A 17967-nucleotide genomic window follows, 5' to 3' on the forward strand; every position below is an offset into this window, starting at 1 on the left:
GTTCTCAGGCGGGGGCCGGACTCGGTTCGGGTTTCCCTCCCCCGCTAGGTGTCGCGGAGTCGCCGCGCCGCGTGCACTTTTTGAGGGCCTCGATCAACGCGGGTACGGCGAGTGGCTTGTTTAGGAAGTCGTCCATCCCGGCTGCCATGCAGGCGGCCCGTTCCTCTTCGAGGACGTTCGCGGTGAGCGCGATCACGCGAGGGCGCAGCTCGGCCGGCGATTGTGCGCAGAGCTGCCGCGTTGCCTCCACGCCGTCGAGTTCGGGCATCTGGAGATCCATCAGCACGACGTCGAACGTCTGCGCTTCGATCGCGGCCAGCGCGAGTGCTCCGTTCTCGGCAACCTCGGCGGCGTAGCCGAGGCGTTCGAGGATCTTCAGCGCCACCTTCTGGTTCACGCGGTTGTCTTCCGCCAGGAGAATACGCAGCGGGTGCTTCTCGCCCATGTCGGCAGGGAGGTTCGCGCCCGTCTTCTTCTTGCGCGTCTTCTCGCCGAAGATACCGCAGAGGACCGTCGCCAGCTGTCGGGCCTTGGCCGGCTTAGAGAGCGCCGCGGCGAAGTGGGCGCGGCTTTCGGTGTCGCCCGACTCTTCGAGAATCGCACCGGAGGAGCTCAGAAGGACCAGCGGCAACTTCGCCCGGCTCTTCATCGCGTGGATCTTTCGTGCCAGCTCGGCGCCGTCCATCCCGGGCATCAGCATGTCGAGGATGGCGACGTCGTACTCGGCTGGCGTCAGCAGCTTCTGCATCGCCTCGGGGCCGCTTTTGCAGAGAGTTGGTTTCATCTCCCAGGCCTCGGTGACCCGCTCGAGAATCTGGCGATTCGTCGCGTTGTCGTCGACGATCAGGACCTTCTTGTCGCGGAGAACCTTCACCGCCTGCTTCTCGGTTTGTGGGCTGATGTTCGCGGCGCGCTTCGCGAGTACGGTGAAGTGGAAGGTCGAACCCTTGCCTTCCTCAGTCTCCACCCACATCCGTCCACCCATGAGTTCTGCGAGCCGGTTGGAGATGGCGAGGCCGAGGCCCGTGCCGCCGTATTTCCGGGTCGTCGAGGCGTCGACCTGCGTGAACGACTCGAAGAGGTGGTCGACGCGGTCCTTGGGAATCCCGAGTCCGGTGTCGCGAATCGCGAAGTGGATCTCATACGGTCCCGCTTCGAGGCGCTCGGCTTCGACCGAAAGGTGGATTTCTCCACTTTCGGTAAACTTCGTGGCGTTGGAGAGCAGGTTCAGGAGAATCTGTCGGACTCGCATGGAGTCGCCGACGATGTTCCTCGGTACGTCGGACGCGGACTCGTGCAAGAGCTCGACGCCGGTCTCCTTGGTCTTGAGAGCGAGCACGTCGATCGCTTCTTCGATGGTCGTCTGGAGGTCGAACGGCGCCGACTCGACGGAGACCATGCCCGACTCGATCTTGGAGAAGTCGAGGATGTCGTTCAGCACGGTCAGGAGCCCATCGCCGCTCTGGCGAATCGTCACCGCGAACTCGCGCTGCTCGTCGGTGAGCTCGGTGTCTTCGAGAAGGCTCGCCATGCCGATCACCGCGTTCATCGGTGTCCGGATCTCGTGGCTCATCGTGGCGAGGAATGCGGACCGTGCCCGGCTCGCCTCCTCGGCGACGCCTGTGGCCGCTTGGGCGACGTCGCGGGCCTTCGCGAGGTTCTGGTTGGCCCCCTCGAAGTGCCGGAGGGCGGTGTTCTTCAGTGACTCGTAGATCACCCCGAGTACGATCACCATCAGGAACAGCATGAGGGTCAGGACGAGATTGATGCGGTTCAGCATCTCGGCTGGGGGCGGATTCGGGAACGCGAAGTCATCCATGTGCAGCCAGAAGAGTGCGACCGCTTCTGCGCACGCCAGCACGGTCCAGAAGATCCCCGAGCGTACGCCGGAGACCAGGAACGCCATCAGCGGAACCAACGCTTGGATCCCCATGATGGGGCGGCCGAGGCCGCCGCTCTGAAACGCGACGAGGCCGATCGAGCAGAACGCCATTGTCGTACCGACGTTGCTGGCCCACGCGAGCGATCCGGTGTAGCGCAGAACGAGCGGGATCGCGCCGGCGAAGGCGGTGGGAACGACGACCGCCAGCATCCGTGTGGAGATGGGCTCGATCGTGAGCAGGAAGATGGCGCCGGTCGTGCCCAGGACGAACATGACGCCGGTGAACGTCAGGAGGAGGCGGGCACGCCGGACGGTGTCCGGGCCCTCACGTCGCAGCCGGGACGGTATGGCCCAGACCATGAATTCCTCCCACATGCGCTTCACTCGTCCGTTTCTCGGGTTGGACGCAGGTCAGTAGCCCCTGCTCTAGGGACATCGGCCCCCGGATCCCTGGGGATGAGCGAAAACGGCGTCTTCAGGCGGGCGGGGGGAGGAGAACCCAATAGAGCTTCTTATGCCGTCCGCCTCCCGGGGGGTCGGCCTTGATGTACACGCGGGTCTTCTTCTTCAAGCGGGCGAGCTTCTTGGCTTCGGCGCGGCAGACGACGGCCACGAGCCCGGATTCGCCGACGACGAGGCCGTCGGGCGCTTCGCACTTCACCCAGGAATGCGTGGACAGGAAGGAAAGAATTCCGTTCTTGCCGCGCGACACGTCGTACGTGAGCGTCGCGTGGGCCACGAGGTCGGTCGGCGGTGAGGGGATCACGGTCGTGAGGATGTGCTGTTCGTCGGTGATCTCGCTACCCTCGGGAACACCCGCCTCGGGGTTCCATTCTGCGTTGGTCAGCGTAGCCGGCCCCTCGGTGCCGGCGGGTGCCGTCGCTACCGCGGTCAAGAGGAGGAGCCCTGCGGCGAGGGTCGTACGGATCCATCGGTTCATGTGTTCTCCAGAGGGTCTGTGATTCCGTGCACGATGAAGTGCCGGTCGCTCACGACTTCGGTCGTCAGGTTGCTGAGCCCGGCGTCGGCAAGCTGCTCGGTCACTTCGTCGACGCGGTAGGCGGCGTGCAGGGAGTTCTCGAAGTCGCGCTTCAAGATCTCAGGCTCGTCCCTCGCGTATCGTTCGACGAGATCTCGGACCGTCGCGGAATCGCGCGGCCGAAGGAGGTCCATCACGAACACCGCGCTGCCCGTGTAGGGGCCGTGTGCGAGCGTGCCCCAAAGAGCCGACGGTGCATCGAGATGGTGCAGGAGGCTGTTCGATACGATCGCGTCGAACGGACCTTCCGGTAGGTCATCGCTCGGGAGGTAGCCGGTACGAAACTCGATCCGGTCGGCCAGGCCGGCACTTCGGTTGCGTTCCCGTCCGGCGGCGATCATCGCGGGTGCACCGTCGATTCCGGAAACATGGCAGGCGGGAAACGCGCGGGCGACACGGCGAGAGATGTCACCCGGGCCGCAGCCCAGGTCCAGGATTCCTCGGGGGTGGAGATGCGGAAACCGCTTTCGGAAGAGCTCCACGAAGTGGTCGTGCGGAGCCGAGAAGTCCGCGTCGGCGTAGGCGTCCACCTGCGTCGCGTCGTTCATGATCTCCGGTTCGCGCGTTCGTTCCATCCACGCTCGTATAACCACGAAGTCAAATCGGCGCCATGCCGTCTGGTTCGTGTCGGAGCGAACCGATAGGGGAGGGCCATGGCGGCCCCGCAAGAGATGAGCGACGAATCGGTCGCCGCCGCCGGGCCGAGCGGTTCGAGTCGCCGAACGGTGGCCTGGGCGTACGCCGCCGTGGCGACGACGATCTCGATGTGGGGCTACAGCGCCGTCGCCATCAAGATGCTCTCGTCGGACGGGCTCGTCGTCGCCTTCTACCGGCTGTGGTTCGCGATTCCACTCCTCTGGCTTTCGGCGCTCGTGGTTCCGTCGATGCGTCGCCGGCTCGGCCGGAAGTGGTTCTTCGGCTGCCTGGTGGGGGGCGCGTTCTTCGGCCTGCACCAGATTCTGTTCTTCAACGCGATCAAGATGACGAGTGTCGCGAACGTGACGATCATCGGTGCCTTGCAGCCTGTGCTGGTGTTGCTGGTCGCGGGTCCGATGTTCGGAGAATACCTGCGTCGCGCGGCGGCGGGCTGGGCGGTCGTTGCGCTGGCCGGCACCGGCCTCGTGGTCGTCGGCTCGGCGGGTGCCCCGGAGGTCTCGCCGATGGGGGATCTTCTCGCCTTCGGAAACCTCTTCGCGTTCACCGGCTACTTCCTCGTGTCGCGCCGAGTGCGCGCGCATGTCGGCCCCTGGGAGTACGTGGTCGGGATGACGACCGTGTCAGGTCTGGTGATCACGACGACGGTCGCCGTCGTACAGCCGGACCTCGGCTCGCCGGCGGGGTGGGACTGGTTGGTTCTGCTGACCCTCGCGGTGTTCCCGGGGACGATCGGCCACGTGCTGACGAACTGGGCCCATGCGCACGTGGCCGCCTTCTCGATCTCGATGATGTTCCTCGCGGCGCCGATCGTCTCGTCGGCGTCGGCCTTGGCCTTTCTCGGGGAGACGGTCAACGGAATGCAGATCGTCGGGGGCCTCATCGTGTTGGTCGCGATCGGTGCGACGGTGGCCCAGGCAGGCGAGTCCACCGGGGGGGAATTGGCCGAGAGCGCGGCCGAGACCGACGCGCCTTGACTCGCCCGGCGCGGAGCCGGCCCGCCCTGAGCCGGCCCGCCCTGACCCGGCGCGCTCTGGCGTGGTATCCCTCCCGCGATCATGGCGTTTTCGCGTATCGCTCGGGGCCTGTTGCTCGTCCTCTTACCGGTGCTGGTGTTCCTCGCCCTGGGTGAGGTGGCCCTGCGGGTCTTCCTCACACAGCGAATCTTCTACGACGTCGAGATGGCGCGATACGCCCAGCTCTTGAAGATCGAGTCTCCCAACCCCCGGATCGGACACGTGCACCGCCCAAACGCATCGGCGCACCTGATGGGTGTCGACGTCGAGATCAACTCGGAAGGACTGCGGGACGACGAGCCCCGGAGCGACGACGGCGATCTCCGCCGGATCGTCTTTCTCGGCGACTCTCTCACCTTCGCGTGGGGGGTAGAGGCGCAGAGTAGCTTCGCCCACCTCCTCGAAGAGGCGCTCGACGCCGAGCGCCCGACCGAAGTGCGCAACTTCGGCACCGGAAACTACAACACGACCCAGGAAGTCGAACTCTTCATCGAGAAGGGACTCGCGCGCGCTCCGCAGAAAGTTGTCGTCTTCTACTTCATCAACGACGCGGAGCCGGTCCCGCAAAAGTCGAAGTACGCGTTCTTGGCAAATTTCCGGATCGTGACGTTCTACTGGTCACGGCTGAAGCAGCTCTCGGCTCGGCTGTTTCCGGGGCAGACCTTCCGCGGGTACTACTCCGACCTGTACGACGAGCAACAACAGGGTTGGGTCGAGACCCGCGCGGCCTTTGTGCGACTCGCCGAAATCTGCCGGGAGCGGGGGATCGCCTTGCAGGTCGTTCTCCTGCCAGAGCTGCACCGGCTGGACGAATACCCTTTCGAACGCGAATATCGTCAGGTGGCCGACTTCCTTCGTAGTCAGGACATCGAGGTCCTGGACGTCACTCCGGCATTCGCCGATGTGACGGATCCGCAATCGCTGTGGGTCTCGGCCGACGACGCACATCCGAACGCGGCCGCACATGCGCGGATCGCCGAAGCTTCGCGCGACTTCATCTCTGAAACAGGAGCCTCACGGTGATCGCTTTCCTGAAGAGGTACCGCTGGTACCTGGTCGTCTCCGTCCTCGTGTACGCCGCGGTCTCCGTGTGGCTGTTCCTGGCCACCGAGTCGCCGCAAGCGACGCCGTTCGAATACCAGATCTTCTGAGAGCGGGATCGGCAGGGATGTTCCTTAATCTCGGCTCGTTGCTCAATCGTCACTCTTGTCGCGCCTCGTCGGCGGGCGCCTTCGGTGATTCGTCCTGACCTTCGGCGCTCCCAGGCGGTTTTACTGATTTCGGCCGACAGCGACTCCCGCGCCCCGACCGTGCAGATCATCCCGCGTCTCACGAGGACCACGTGGAACCGGTTAGTGGCTCCCGCGCCCCGATCGGAGTTGCAGGGGGACTCAGGCTACGGGGATGAGCCGGCCGGCGAAGTTCCCTCGCAGCACGACCTTGCCACTGTTTACCAGCTGGGTCACCGTCGCGAGAACCTCGCTCTCGCTGTCGGTGAGGTCGGTGACCGTGTTGACGAGGTCGAGGAGGGTGGTTTCGATCTGAATCGGCATGATGAGTCTTCTCAACGCAACGGTCGTGCCACTGTGTGAGACGACCACCCTTGCGAGCCGCCAGCGCAAACCACAACGACTCGTCTGCGTCGGGTGCTGGAACGGGGAGCGTTTTGCCCGGCGTCTGCCGCATGGTGTGTGGCGAGAAGTCGACCGAGCGGGAACGCGTTCGCGCTGGCGGGGTGTGTGGCGAGTGCTCGATTGGGCTGAAAGAGCTCGAAAAAATGGGCCGTTTCGACCGCGCCCAGCAGGGGCCGGTACGCTGGAGTGAGCGAGTCTGTGAGGCGGCTGCCGCGCGGCAAGGATTTCCCGTCCGGGTACCGCACACGTCGTCTCCGATCCATGCGTTTGGGTCACACTAGCCCCGGTCCGTGCCCGGATGCGAGATATCGCGTCGCGCGCGACGCGCGCTCGCTGCCGCAAGAGCGAGCGATGCGGGAGACTGAGGGCCGCGAAGTTCACGCGGGTGACATGGCGTCGTTGCAACCGCGCGCGTTCCGCGTCTCGGCGGCTCAGCCGCGGTAACGCATCAGGCGCAGAGCGTTCGCGACGACGGCCAGAGTGCTTCCCTCGTGGAGGACGATCGCGGTGCCGATTCCGGCGATGCCCAATACCGAAGAGGGCACCAGGATCGCGACGACGCCCAGAGCAACGACCAGGTTCTGGGTGATGACCCGACGGGTCTTGCGCCCGAGCCCGATCGCGAACGGCAGAACACTCAGGTCGTCGGCCATGAGGGCGACATCCGCCGTCTCCAGCGCGACATCGGTGCCGGCGGCCCCCATGGCGATTCCGACCGAGGCCCGGGCGAGTGCCGGGGCGTCGTTCACGCCGTCACCGAGCATGCCCACGTCGCCGACTCGGGCCGTGAGTTCTTCGATGGCGGCGAGCTTGTCCTCGGGCAACAGTCCGGCGCGGTAGTCCTCGAGGCCGACCTCGGCGGCGATCGCTCCCGCGACGCGCGGATTGTCGCCGGTCAGCATCACGAGTTCGCTCACGCCGAGGCCGCGGAGGCGGTCGAGGGTCTCGCGCGCGTTCGAGCGGGGACGGTCGGCTACAGCGATGGTTCCGAGCAGTTCGGCACCTCGCCCGACCAGGATCACGGTCTTGCCCTCCGCCTCGAGGCTCTCGGCTTCGGCGATCTGGTCGGCCGACGGCCCGTTGCCGGCTTCGGCAAGTAGGGCTGGTGTGCCGACCGCGACGTGGTCCGCTCCGAGCTGAGCGCGCAGTCCCTTACCTGGAACCGTTTCGACCGCCTGCGCGGTGCCCAGCTCGAGCGCGCGCTCCCGCGCTGCGTCGACGATTGCCCGTGCAAGCGGATGCGTGGACGCTTCTTCGACCGCGGCCGCCGTGGCCAGTAGGTCGGCTTCGGTAGAGGCGGCCGTGGGTCGGATGTCGGTGACCTGCGGCGTTCCGCGCGTGATCGTTCCGGTCTTGTCGAAGGCCACGGCTTCGAGTCGTCCGAGGTTTTCGAGATGAACGCCGCCCTTGATGAGGACCCCGCGTCTCGCCGCGCACGCGATCCCCGACAGGACGGCGGCCGGCGTGGCGATGGCGAGTGCGCACGGGGAGGCCGAGACCAGGACGGCCATGGAGCGAAGGAACGCATCGGACCAGGTGAGCCAGCCGAATAGAGGAGGGACTACCCACACGATGCCGACGGTGACGAGCGTCGCCGGCACGAAGAAGCCGGCGATTCGGTCGACCGTCATCTGCGTCGGCGATTTCTGGGTCTCGGCCTCGGAGACGAGGGCGACGACGCGCGCGAGAGTCGAGTCGGACGCGAGTTTCGTCACCTCGACGTCGAGAGTGCCGTCGCCGTTCACCGAGCCGGCGTAGACGTCATCGCCGGCCGCCTTCTCTACAGGGAGACTTTCGCCGGTGAGGGCGCTTTCGTCGATGGAGGACCGCCCGGCTTGCACGGTACCGTCGACCGGGATCCGTTCTCCGGCGCGGACGACGACGATGTCGTCTCGCAGCAGCTCCTCGACGGGAACTTCCGTAGTATGCCCGCCTCGCCGTACGCGTGCGGTCTTTGGCGAAAGATCTCCGAGGGCTGTGATCGCTCCGCGCGCGCGGTCCATCGCTTCCTCTTCGAGCGAGTGCCCGAGGCTGAAGAGGAAGAGAAGCAGACCACCCTCCGCCCACTCCCCGAGAATGGCCGCTCCGCCCGCTGCGACGGTCATGAGAAGGTCGATCGTGAAGCGGCCCTTCGCGAGTGCCTTCAGTCCGTGGCGAGCGATGTCGTATCCGCCGAGGAGGTACGAGACCCCGTAGACAGGTAGCACGAGCGCCAGGCCGAGCCCGCCCTTCTCGAGGCCGAAGCCGAGCGCGAGCACGATGCCCGCCGCGACCGATCGCGCGAGCTCGGCGTGCTGTGCGAGCCACGTCTTCGGCGCTTCGGTCTCGTCGTGGACCTCGAAGCCCATCGAGGCGACGCGGGCGGAGATTTGTTCGCGCGAGACGCTCGTGGAGTCGTACTCCACGCGCATCTTTTCGGCGGCGTAGCTCACCGAAACCTGGAGGACGCCGTCCATGCGCCGCACCACGTGTTCGATGCTCTGCGCACAGTCGCCGCAATCCATGCTCGTGATGAGCAAGGCCTCGTGACGGTATCGGCGCGTGAGTTCGGCGCCGGTGTCGCGGGCGAGTCGCTCGACCTGCGCGAGGGCGACGAGGTTGGGGTCGTAGTGGAGGCAGAGACGCGCCTCCGGCTCCTCTTCGTCCAGGTGGGCGGTCGTGATGCCTCGGAGCCCTTCGAGTCGCTCGACGAGACGGCCGATACACTGGTCGTCCTGGCCGTTGACCTCGGGGAGGACGACGGGGAGTTCGAGTGAGACGCGGGGTTCACCGCGATGTGAGTCAGGGGTCTGAGGCGAGGGCATCGATGTATCCGAAATATTGTCGCAAAGCCGGATTCGTCACAAGGGCGTGCCGCCTTTCTCTCCACGGCCGTAGCGGATACGTACACGCGCGGATGTCGAAGCGGGAGAATCGCCGCGGGGAAGCGACGTGTGGTTGATGTACGCCCTCCAGGCCAGTCCGTGGAACCTGTTCGACGCGAACTCGTTCTATCCGGCGCCGTAGTCGCTGGCCTACTTCGAGTACTATCTCGGGCAAGTCCCGGCGTTCGCGCCGACCTACCTTTGGACCGGGAATCCGATCCTCGCGACCAACGTGCTGATCCTGCTCATGCACGGGCTGTCGGGGCTCGGCGTGTTTCTCCTGACGCGACGCTTCGTCTCGGCACCGGCGGCTCTCGTGGGGGGGATGCTCTACACCTTCTACCCGACCCGGGTCGAACACCCCGGCCACTACTACATGCTGGCGACGGGTTACCTTCCGCTGGCCGTCTACTTCACGGAGCGTTGGCTCGATGAAGTGCGGAACCGAGATGCCGCCCTCATCACCGTGACGTTCGGGCTGCAGCTCTTGTGATCCTTCTACCTTGCCTACGCGGCTGCGCTCGGGGTTGCGCGCACTCCGTTCCTTCTCTCGAGCCTTCCCTACCTGCTTCTGCGTCGGTGAGGACTCATCCCCGAGTACGTGGGCCTAGAAAGCAGGGGCGCCCGTGCTCGCCCCGGAGGTGACGCGAATGCACGTCCAGGCGCATCCCCTCGGAAGGGGGCTCGGCATCGCTGGTGGGGTGGTGGCGTTGCTGGCGCTGGTTCCTCCCTGGCGCGGTGAGCGCGCCCCCGCCGCTGGGGCTCACCAAGGCGGCGCAGTTCGGAGAGGACCTGGTCGTGCGGGTCGCCCGGGAGGTCGTGAGCGATCCGGAGGCGCGACTCTTCGACCCGGACGTGACCCTCGGTGGTGTGCCCCTCGAAGCCGTCGGGCCGAAATGCCCGGGGACGATCGAGCTACGGTCCGTGATTGCGCCCTTACAGCCACTCGGCGGCAAGCTTCGGTTGGAGGTGCTCGTCCAGAATCACGGGGCGTGGCGGAGCACCACGCTCTCGGATTGCGCCGGCGGGTACCACAACCACGACGGTCACCTCGTCTGTCGCTCGACCTGAGTCTTCTGGTAATCGGTGGGCCTTGGCGGGTAGGCTCCTCGGATGACTGGCCGAACCCTCCTTCTGGCTTTCGTACTGCTGGCCTCGACCACATCCGGTTTCGCGGTGGGGCCGGATCCGTATTCGACCCGTATTCAGATCACGGATGGCGCCGTGGGGGCGGGCACGTCGTTCACCTTCGCGTTCCATGGGACGCAGAAGTCGGCGAAGAAGGTCGGTGAGATCGTGATCGCGCTCCCGCCAGGCTCCGGAGTGAACGCGAGTGCGTTTCGACGCACCTGCACGCTCGAGGGAACTGGTCCGAAGTCGGGTGAGGTCTGCGGATCGAAGTTCCGCGACGCTCGGGTCGGTGAGGGCACGATGACCGTCGAGATGCTCGGCATGCACACCGTCACTGCCGACGCGTATCTCGTCGATGGAGCACCGGACGGAGCGAATCTGCTCTTCTTCTTCGGTGCGGGGCAGGTGTTCGGCGTGGGCGCGCAGTCGATCCTCGGTACGATCTCTCTTGCCGAGGCCGAGCCGGTGCGCGTGCGGATCGCCGACATCCAGGGCCAGCTCGATCTCCCGTTCGGTGCGACGGCGGAGCTCGAGAAGGGAAGTTTCACGTTCACGGGCGAGTCCGGGAAGCATGGGTTCAGGAATCCGGCGGAAGGCTCGATCTCCGACTGGATGTTCGAGATCGGGTTGTCGTGGTCCGGCGGCAAGCAATCGCAGAAGGTACGTGCGACCGCGCTGAAGTAGCGCGGCGAGCCGGGAGAAACGAATGGGAATCAAGATCGGCATCGGTTTCAGCCTCACGCGCACGAACATGGCATCGGCGGATCAGATCTGCGCTTTCGCGGACCGGGTCGAAGACCTCGGCATCGACTCCATCTGGCCGAGTGATCACACCGTCTCTCGGCAGCCGAGCATCGACGTGCACTGCCTGATGGCCTTGTTCGCCGGCCGGACGAAGCGCGTGAAGATGGGGCCGAGCGTTCTCTCGATGCCCGCGCGCGATCCGATTCACATGGCGAAGACGTACGCGTCTCTCGATCATCTCACTGGCGGGCGGCGGCGGATCATCTGCGCCGTCGGCCTAGGTGGGGACGCTCGCGAGTGCGATGTCGTCGGGATCCCGCGCAAGGAGCGCGGGGCTCGGATGCGCGAAGGCGTCGAGGTGATGCGGAAGCTCTGGTCCGGACCGAACGTCACGCACGACGGGAAGTTCTATCGCTTCGAAGACGTCTCGATCGAGCCGCGCCCCGTCGGTGGGCCACTCGACGTGTGGATCGGCGGCAACAGCGATCTCGCACTGAAGCGGGTCGCTCGCTACGGCGACGGCTGGATGCCCTCCTTCATTACTCCGGGGGAGTTCTCGGAGGGGATGACGAAGCTCGCCGGGTTCACCAAGGAGACCGGCCGCAAGGTGGATGCCGACGAAGCCGGAGTGCTGATCCTCGCGCACGTCGGCCGGGACGCTAGCGCAGCTCGTGCGGTGGCGGACCGCTTCCTCAAGCGTGCACCGATCCCGCCCGAGGCATTTCGGGAACGGTCGGCCATCGGAACCGTCACCGAGGTTCGCGAGCGTATTCAGGCGTACGTGGATGCCGGATGCGACAAGTTCGTTCTGTTCCCGGTCGCCGGCGGTGAGGAACTGCTAGAGCAGGTCGACGCGATCGGCACCCAGATCATTCCACACTTCAACTCAGGCTGCTGACCAGACCCGACTCAGGAGAATTTCATGCTCGATCTGACCCGCGAGGGCCCCGTTTTCGTACTGCGCTTCGATCACGGTGAGAACCGCTTCGATCCCGCTCTCATCTCCGAACTCGGCAAGACGCTCGACGAGATCGCCGGGAATGACGCTCCCGCCGCGCTGGTCACGACCGGCACCGGGAAGTTCTACTCCAACGGCCTGGACGTCGAGCACATGGGCGGGCTCGCACCGGCCGAGGTAGGCGAGTACGTGACGGCGGTCATGCGGCTGATCTGTCGGGTTCTCACGTTTCCGATGGCGACGGTCGCGGCCGTGAACGGTCACGCCTTCGGTGCGGGGGCACAGATTTCAGTGGCGCACGACTTCCAGATCATGCGGGCGGAGCGCGGGTACTACTGCATGCCGGAGGTCGACATGAAGGTGCCGCTACACCCGGCGATGACGGCGATCCTGCAGGCGCGGCTCCCGGTTCGGACTGTTCATCAGGTGATCGCCACGGGGAAACGGTTCGGAGGGGGCGAGGCCGCATCGCTGCAGATCGTCGACCGTGCGGTTCCCGAAGCCGAGGTCCTTCCGACGGCCATTGCCACGGCCGCCGACCTGGCGGCGAAGGCGCACCCGGCGATGGGGGTCCTGAAACGCGACATGTACCTCGGTGTGATCGAGGCGGTCGAGAAGCCTCTGCCGGGGCTCTAGTGCTCTAGGGGCTACTTCCCCATCTGGGAGAGGTACTCGATCGTGAACATATTGTCCGCCAGGTCCTCGTTGTAGTCGATGTTCTGGAGTTCGACGCGGGTGAGATAGCCGTCGGACGGGCTCTCCATCTCGACGAGAACGATCGAGGGGATGCCCTCGATGTCCTCGGTCTTCTTCACCCTCATGACCTTCAGCAGTCCGTCGCGAAAGAATTCGACGCGAACCGGAAGCAAGGTCTTCGTATCGACGAAGGTCCGGAGCCGCTCGTAGGCAAAGGTCCCTTCGTCGAGGACGCTGTCGACCACGAAGCACTCGCCCCCGTCACACGGCTTTGTGCCCTCCAGTGTGTGCGTTCCGGCGTAGTCTAGGAAGAAGACGGCGATCAGATCCTCGTAGGTGAACATGCTGCCCTGGAAGTTCTCCCTCCGGATCGACGGCGGCACCCGACGCACGCGACGCTGTCCGGGAAAGTAGACCCACAGTGAATCGGCTTCTGTCCCGTTCTGCCACGCGAGGAATCCGGTTCCTTGGAGGTCGAGCGGCGTTTCGAAGATCCACAGGACTTTCCGTGCGTCCGCGTCGTGCTTCTCGTAGCCTTGGAGGGTCTTCACCCGTTCTCCGCCGCCGGGTGCGATGACCCGCATGGTGACCTTCATCGTCTTGTCGCGAATCGGGGAGAGAACTTCTCGAGCCGCCTTCAGGACTTGATCGCCGGTCTCCGGGGCCGCCAGGCACGTCGCCGGCAGTAGGAGGAAGGGTATCAGGAGGAGGACGGCTGTCGTCGGGCCCATCGAGGGGGAACGCTATAGCAGTGGTTCACGGCAGGGAAGCGTTCCAATGACTTGACGCTCGAATGGTTCGAGCGCTCGACCGTGTCGGTTGGGCCTTACCGCCCGGTAAGGCCCCGAGGAGGCGCGTTTTGGTCAGCCGGCGGGCCCGGCCGATTCGAAGACCGTTGAGTCTTCGGATTCGTCCACCGCTGCCCGGAGGCAGCGTGCGTGCGCGGTGTAGTGGTCGAGGCCGATTTCCTCGAAGAGGGCGAGCCGGCGCTGCCGTGCTCGCGTGCGAGATCGGACTCGGGGTGTGCCGTCGCCAGTCCAGCGAGGCCCAGGGGCGAGTTCGGCAAGGTGGAGCGCTTCGGGGTGGGGGGGCTCGCCGACGGCCACCAGAGCCTCGATTATGAGATCCATGTTGATTGCGAGATCTCCACTCGTGAGGAGTCCGCGCTGCATCGCTTCGCCCAGCCCATGGCGCCCTCGGACTGTGCCCAAACGAAGTAGATGGTCGCGAGACCCGCCGTACTTCCGCACTGGGTGCAACGCGCACCCATGAGCTTGTGTCTCGGCGCGCTCTGCGTCAACTGTGGCTGCAGCGAGGGGGAGTTTGGAATGCCACGAACCTGGAAACGGATGTGGGCCGGAATCGCAGTCGTCGCGGCACTTTGCGCCGGTACGCCGGTGGCTGCAGCCGAGCGTGAGTTCAAAGTCGGGATTCTGACGCCACTCGACAACACGACGTGGGACGAGATCTCGCGCGTGTGGGCGAAGATCGAGCAGCTGGGGTTCGACAGCGCGTGGGTGAACGATCATCTGCTCGGGCCGCCGCCGGCCGCGTCCGCCGACGATCCTCAGCTCGAGGGCTGGACGACGCTCGCCGCGCTCGCTGCCGTCACGCCACGAATTGAGGTCGGAACGCTCGTGACCGGAGTGACCTATCGGAACCCCGCACTGCTCGCGAAGATGGCGACGACCGTCGACCAGATCAGCGGTGGACGCCTGGCACTCGGCATGGGTTCGGGGTGGTTTGAAGAGGAGCACGTCGACTACGGCTTCCGGTTCGGAACGGCCCGCGAGCGCGCCGAGAAGCTGGAGGAAGCCCTGCAGGTCATCTCGAAGCTCTGGAGCGGGGAAGACGAAGTCAGCTTTGATGGAAAATACTACACCCTTACGGATGCCCCCTTCGCTCCGTCGAACGTGCAGAAGCCGCGACCGCCGCTGATCGTCGGCGGTCAGGGGAAGAAGTGGATCGTTCCTCTCGTTGGCCGGTGGGCGGACGGCTGGAACGCGAGCGACAAGGTGTCACCCGAGGGCTTCCGGGAGCGGGTCGAGATCATCCAGGCAGAGTGCGCCAAGGTCGGGCGTGATCCGTGCCCGACGAGGTTCTCGAAGATGTTGGCGCTGATCGACCTGCCTCGCATTCCGGGCACGAGCGCCGTCGTGCGGTTCGGCGCGCGGTTGGTGATGGGCGACGGTGCGAGCTCGATCCTCACCGGAACGACGGACAGCATGGCCGAAGGCATTCGTGACTTTCTCGACGCCGGCGCGACCGAAGTGATCATCGCGATCCTACCCCCGTACGACGATGACACGATGGAGCTCCTCGAGACTCTGAAGAACGAAGTCCTGCCGAAGGTGGACGAAGAGAACTGAGGCGCCGTCTCAGTTCGGTTGTGTCACGCGCGCCGAGCGGATGATCAAGGCGTCTGCCTCTGCGGTGACCACGTCGCCCGTGCGAATCTCCGCGTGTACGGTGCGCTTCTTGCTCTCGTCTTCGCGGGGGTCGGCCCACGCGTGCAACACGAGACGCGTCTCGAGCGGAGTCGGTTTGCGAAAGCGGACCGTCATGTTCGCCGTGACGCCGGCGACCCCGATACTTTGACCGGCGGAGGCGAGCAGTTGGTCCATGATTCCCGCGACCACGCCGCCATGCGCCGCGCCCGGAGGCCCGATGTACGGCTTTCCGAGAGTGACGTTGCCGAAGACTTCGCTGTTCTCGAAGCGCATCTTGAGCGGCGGAGCGATGGGGTTGAAGCGCCCGGCCCACGGACTCAGCGGCACAGAGAGGCTCGGTTCCGTGTGGTCGATCGGTCCGCGGCCGAGGAGCCCCGAATAGACGCCTCCGTGCTGGTGCGCGCAGAGGCGCTCTGTGAGAGTCGCGAGGGCAGCACCGATTTCGTCGATCTCCTCGGGGTCGACGTCGCACCGGACTGTCGCATCGATCAGTTCGCGTACGCCGCCGGTGAGCTTCTCGAGCGACGCACGGCGCGCGGCACGCCTCGCGAGTCGCTCCGGGCTTGGTTCGGTTTCTCCCATCGACCAAGGCTATCCAAGCGGGCTTCCGTTGCAACTCTCAGGTCGAACTCTCGGTAGGGACGTTCGTTAGTCTCGGGGTTTTGTTTAATCGTCACCCTTGTCGCGCCGCGTCTTGAGGTGCCTTCGGTGGTGGGTCTCGATCTCCCGCGCCCTACGGTTGCCTCGGGGCCCCGGCATCGTCTCCTTCTACGGGGGGGCCTGGTTTCGGCCTGGAGGCTCCCGTGCCCCGATCGTGCACAATCAGCCCGCGTCTCGCGTTGGGGCGACCGAGTTGCAGGGGCTTGGGGCGTGGGTTCGGGCGGTCGGCCACGTCGCGCGCAGGATGCTAGTAGATCGGTCCATGTCGCGTTTTCAAGAGAAGGTCACTTTCGTCACCGGAGCTGCCTCCGGTATTGGTCGGTCCACCTGTCTTCGTCTGGGCTCCGAAGGCGCCCAGGTTTACGGCGTCGACGTCGACGCGGAGGGGCTCGCTGAGACGGCTCGTCTCGTCGCGGCTGCCGGGGGGACGGTCGAAACTTCCATCTGCAACGTGACGAACCGCGCGGGGTGTTTCGAATCAATCGCGGCGTGCGTCGCGAAGTTCGGCAAGCTCGACGTGTTGGCGAACGTCGCCGGTGTGGTCCGCTTCTCGCACGCGACGGAGACGTCGGAAGACGAGTGGAACCTGTTGCTGGCCGTCAATCTCTCGGGGCCGTTCTTCCTGAGCCAGGCGGCGATCCCGCACCTTCTCGAAACGAAGGGGAACATCGTCAACATTGCCTCGAACGCGGGCTTGATGGGCCAAGCCTACACGGTCGGTTACTGCGCGAGTAAGGCGGGACTGATCAATATGAGCAAGGCTCTCGCGATGGAGTTCGTGAAGAGCGATATCCGGATCAACTGCGTGGCGCCTTCGGGAACCGCAACGAGCCTGGTGGCGAACGTTCAGTTCCCCAGCGACCCCGATGGTTCGTTGATAGATCGCTATCGTGGCTTTCGCGCGATGAGCCAGCCGGAAGACATCGTGAACGTCGTTGCGTTCCTCGCCTCGGACGAGGCCAAGGCGGTGCACGGCGCCGTATGGGCCGCAGACCAGGCCGTCTCGGCGGGCTGAAGGGAGCACGTCATGAGCACCTCGCTCTTCGATCGTTATCAGGTCATCGACATCGACACGCATCTGACGGAGCCGGCCGACGTCTGGACGTCGCGGCTTTCCACGAAGTGGGGCGATCGGGTCCCGCACGTGCGTCGCGTCGACGGCACCGATCTCTGGTTCGCCGGGGATACGCCCGTCGGTATGCCCGGGGCGTACTCGATGGCGGGTCACGACGGCACGCCGCCGGATTTCCGGAAGAACTACGACGAGATTCCCGCTTCAATGTACGACGCGAAAGCGCGACTCGCGTTCATGGACGAAGAGAAGATCTACGCGCAGGTGCTGTACCCGAACGTTGGTGGCTTCGGTTCGGCAAACTTTCGCCGTCTGGATGACGCGGAATTGGTTCTGGACTGCGTGCGCGCCTACAACGACTTCCTTCTCGATTTTTGTGCGATCAATCCGAATCGTTTGATCCCGGTGATGGCGACGCCCTTCTGGGACGTCGCCGAATCGGTGAAGGAAATCGAGCGCTGCGCCCGCCTCGGGTACAAGGCCGTGCTGATGTGCAACACGCCGGAGGCGCACGATCAGCCCGTCCTACGCGACCGGCATTGGGACCCGATCTGGGCGGCGGCCCAGCGGAACGGCATGAACGTCAGCTTCCACGTGGGCGGCGGCGATCTCGCAGAGTTGATGAAGGACGACGCGAACATCGGTTGGAAGGCTAATTTCGCGAGGGTGTCCGTCCTCGCCTTCATCGACAACGCCCGGTGTTTGACCGAGATCGTGTTCGGCGGGGTCTGTCATCGCTTTCCGGACCTGAAGATGGTCTCCGTCGAGTCCGGTGCGAGCTGGATCCCGTTCGTGGTCGAGGCCATGGACTGGCAGTGGCACAATTCGGGGGTCCGGTCGGAGCATCCCGAGTACGACTTGCTCCCGAGTGAGTATTTCCGCCGGCAGATCTACGCGAGCTTCTGGTTCGAGGAAGACGGCATCGCGACGGCCCTGAAGAAATTTCCGGACAACATTCTCTACGAGACCGACTACCCCCACCCGACGTGTCAGGCGCCGGGGCCGGTGAGCTCGGGGACGCATCCTCGGCTGTACGCGGAGAAGGTTCTCGCGGGCCTACCCGAGGAGACGATCCGCAAGGTGCTCCATGACACCGCGGCGGAGTTATACGGCGTTCTGCCCACGAGCTGAGACCGCATCGACGCGATGAGCACTCAACCACTCCGG

At 65.2% G+C, this 17967-nt stretch carries 19 protein-coding genes; 11 read left to right on the forward strand and 8 right to left on the reverse strand.

The window, feature by feature from the left end:
• Positions 1-4: 4 nt before the first annotated feature.
• The 3 genes from P8R42_28950 to P8R42_28960 form a co-directional block, all read right to left on the reverse strand.
• Positions 5-2242 carry a response regulator gene (locus tag P8R42_28950; protein ID MDG2308626.1) on the reverse strand — a complete coding sequence of 746 codons (2238 nt, stop codon included), beginning with the start codon at positions 2240-2242 and terminating at the stop codon, positions 5-7.
• A 115-nt stretch (positions 2243-2357) separates the two neighbouring features.
• Positions 2358-2822 carry a hypothetical protein gene (locus P8R42_28955; GenBank protein ID MDG2308627.1) on the reverse strand — a complete coding sequence of 155 codons (465 nt, stop codon included), beginning with the start codon at positions 2820-2822 and terminating at the stop codon, positions 2358-2360.
• Positions 2819-3496 (reverse strand): class I SAM-dependent methyltransferase, encoded by a 678-nt coding sequence (locus P8R42_28960; GenBank protein MDG2308628.1) that lies wholly within the window; start codon positions 3494-3496, stop codon positions 2819-2821. The genes P8R42_28955 and P8R42_28960 overlap by 4 nt, the downstream gene beginning before the upstream one ends.
• Positions 3497-3574: 78 nt before the next feature.
• Between P8R42_28960 and P8R42_28965 the strand changes: the two genes are divergently transcribed.
• From P8R42_28965 to P8R42_28975, 3 genes are all read left to right on the forward strand, one after another.
• Entirely contained in the window at positions 3575-4552 is a 978-nt protein-coding gene (locus P8R42_28965) for a DMT family transporter (protein ID MDG2308629.1), read from the forward strand.
• An 81-nt stretch (positions 4553-4633) separates the two neighbouring features.
• Positions 4634-5614: an SGNH/GDSL hydrolase family protein gene (locus P8R42_28970; GenBank protein ID MDG2308630.1), complete on the forward strand. Its 981-nt coding sequence runs from the start codon at positions 4634-4636 to the stop codon at positions 5612-5614.
• The gene (locus tag P8R42_28975) at positions 5611-5742 is read left to right on the forward strand and encodes a hypothetical protein (GenBank protein ID MDG2308631.1); all 132 of its coding nucleotides are present in this window, start codon (positions 5611-5613) and stop codon (positions 5740-5742) included. The genes P8R42_28970 and P8R42_28975 overlap by 4 nt, the downstream gene beginning before the upstream one ends.
• Before the next feature lie 240 nt (positions 5743-5982).
• Here the strand turns inward: P8R42_28975 and P8R42_28980 are convergent, their stop codons facing one another.
• Together P8R42_28980 and P8R42_28985 are read right to left on the reverse strand one after the other, a co-directional pair.
• Positions 5983-6144 (reverse strand): hypothetical protein, encoded by a 162-nt coding sequence (locus P8R42_28980; protein ID MDG2308632.1) that lies wholly within the window; start codon positions 6142-6144, stop codon positions 5983-5985.
• A gap of 512 nt (positions 6145-6656) precedes the next feature.
• A complete protein-coding gene (locus P8R42_28985) occupies positions 6657-9029 on the reverse strand; it encodes a cation-translocating P-type ATPase (protein ID MDG2308633.1) in 2373 nt (790 codons plus the stop codon).
• A 292-nt stretch (positions 9030-9321) separates the two neighbouring features.
• Between P8R42_28985 and P8R42_28990 the strand changes: the two genes are divergently transcribed.
• From P8R42_28990 to P8R42_29010, 5 genes are all read left to right on the forward strand, one after another.
• Positions 9322-9582, forward strand: coding sequence for a hypothetical protein (locus P8R42_28990; protein MDG2308634.1), 261 nt, complete (start codon positions 9322-9324; stop codon positions 9580-9582).
• Between the two features lie 245 nt (positions 9583-9827).
• Positions 9828-10160, forward strand: a complete 333-nt coding sequence (locus tag P8R42_28995; GenBank protein MDG2308635.1) for a hypothetical protein — start codon at positions 9828-9830, stop codon at positions 10158-10160.
• A gap of 42 nt (positions 10161-10202) precedes the next feature.
• The gene (locus tag P8R42_29000) at positions 10203-10904 is read left to right on the forward strand and encodes a hypothetical protein (protein ID MDG2308636.1); all 702 of its coding nucleotides are present in this window, start codon (positions 10203-10205) and stop codon (positions 10902-10904) included.
• A gap of 22 nt (positions 10905-10926) precedes the next feature.
• Entirely contained in the window at positions 10927-11862 is a 936-nt protein-coding gene (locus P8R42_29005) for an LLM class flavin-dependent oxidoreductase (GenBank protein MDG2308637.1), read from the forward strand.
• Between the two features lie 24 nt (positions 11863-11886).
• The gene (locus tag P8R42_29010; protein ID MDG2308638.1) at positions 11887-12558 is read left to right on the forward strand and encodes an enoyl-CoA hydratase/isomerase family protein; all 672 of its coding nucleotides are present in this window, start codon (positions 11887-11889) and stop codon (positions 12556-12558) included.
• Positions 12559-12569: 11 nt separating this feature from the next.
• On the opposite strand, the gene P8R42_29015 is transcribed toward P8R42_29010, so the two are convergent.
• Positions 12570-13349, reverse strand: coding sequence for an outer membrane lipoprotein-sorting protein (locus tag P8R42_29015; protein MDG2308639.1), 780 nt, complete (start codon positions 13347-13349; stop codon positions 12570-12572).
• A gap of 132 nt (positions 13350-13481) precedes the next feature.
• The gene (locus P8R42_29020) at positions 13482-13790 is read right to left on the reverse strand and encodes a hypothetical protein (protein MDG2308640.1); all 309 of its coding nucleotides are present in this window, start codon (positions 13788-13790) and stop codon (positions 13482-13484) included.
• Between the two features lie 156 nt (positions 13791-13946).
• Here P8R42_29020 and P8R42_29025 point away from each other — a divergent pair, with 156 nt between their 5' ends.
• The gene (locus tag P8R42_29025) at positions 13947-14987 is read left to right on the forward strand and encodes a TIGR03560 family F420-dependent LLM class oxidoreductase (GenBank protein ID MDG2308641.1); all 1041 of its coding nucleotides are present in this window, start codon (positions 13947-13949) and stop codon (positions 14985-14987) included.
• A 9-nt stretch (positions 14988-14996) separates the two neighbouring features.
• Here the strand turns inward: P8R42_29025 and P8R42_29030 are convergent, their stop codons facing one another.
• Entirely contained in the window at positions 14997-15650 is a 654-nt protein-coding gene (locus tag P8R42_29030; GenBank protein ID MDG2308642.1) for a hotdog domain-containing protein, read from the reverse strand.
• A 340-nt stretch (positions 15651-15990) separates the two neighbouring features.
• On the opposite strand from P8R42_29030, the gene P8R42_29035 reads away from it, so the two are divergent.
• The gene (locus P8R42_29035; GenBank protein MDG2308643.1) at positions 15991-16743 is read left to right on the forward strand and encodes an SDR family NAD(P)-dependent oxidoreductase; all 753 of its coding nucleotides are present in this window, start codon (positions 15991-15993) and stop codon (positions 16741-16743) included.
• Between the two features lie 12 nt (positions 16744-16755).
• Entirely contained in the window at positions 16756-17931 is a 1176-nt protein-coding gene (locus P8R42_29040) for an amidohydrolase family protein (GenBank protein MDG2308644.1), read from the forward strand.
• The last annotated feature ends 36 nt before the right edge of the window (positions 17932-17967 follow it).

This window comes from Candidatus Binatia bacterium (assembly GCA_029243485.1).
Classification (GTDB): Bacteria; Desulfobacterota; Binatia; order UBA12015; family UBA12015; genus VGTG01.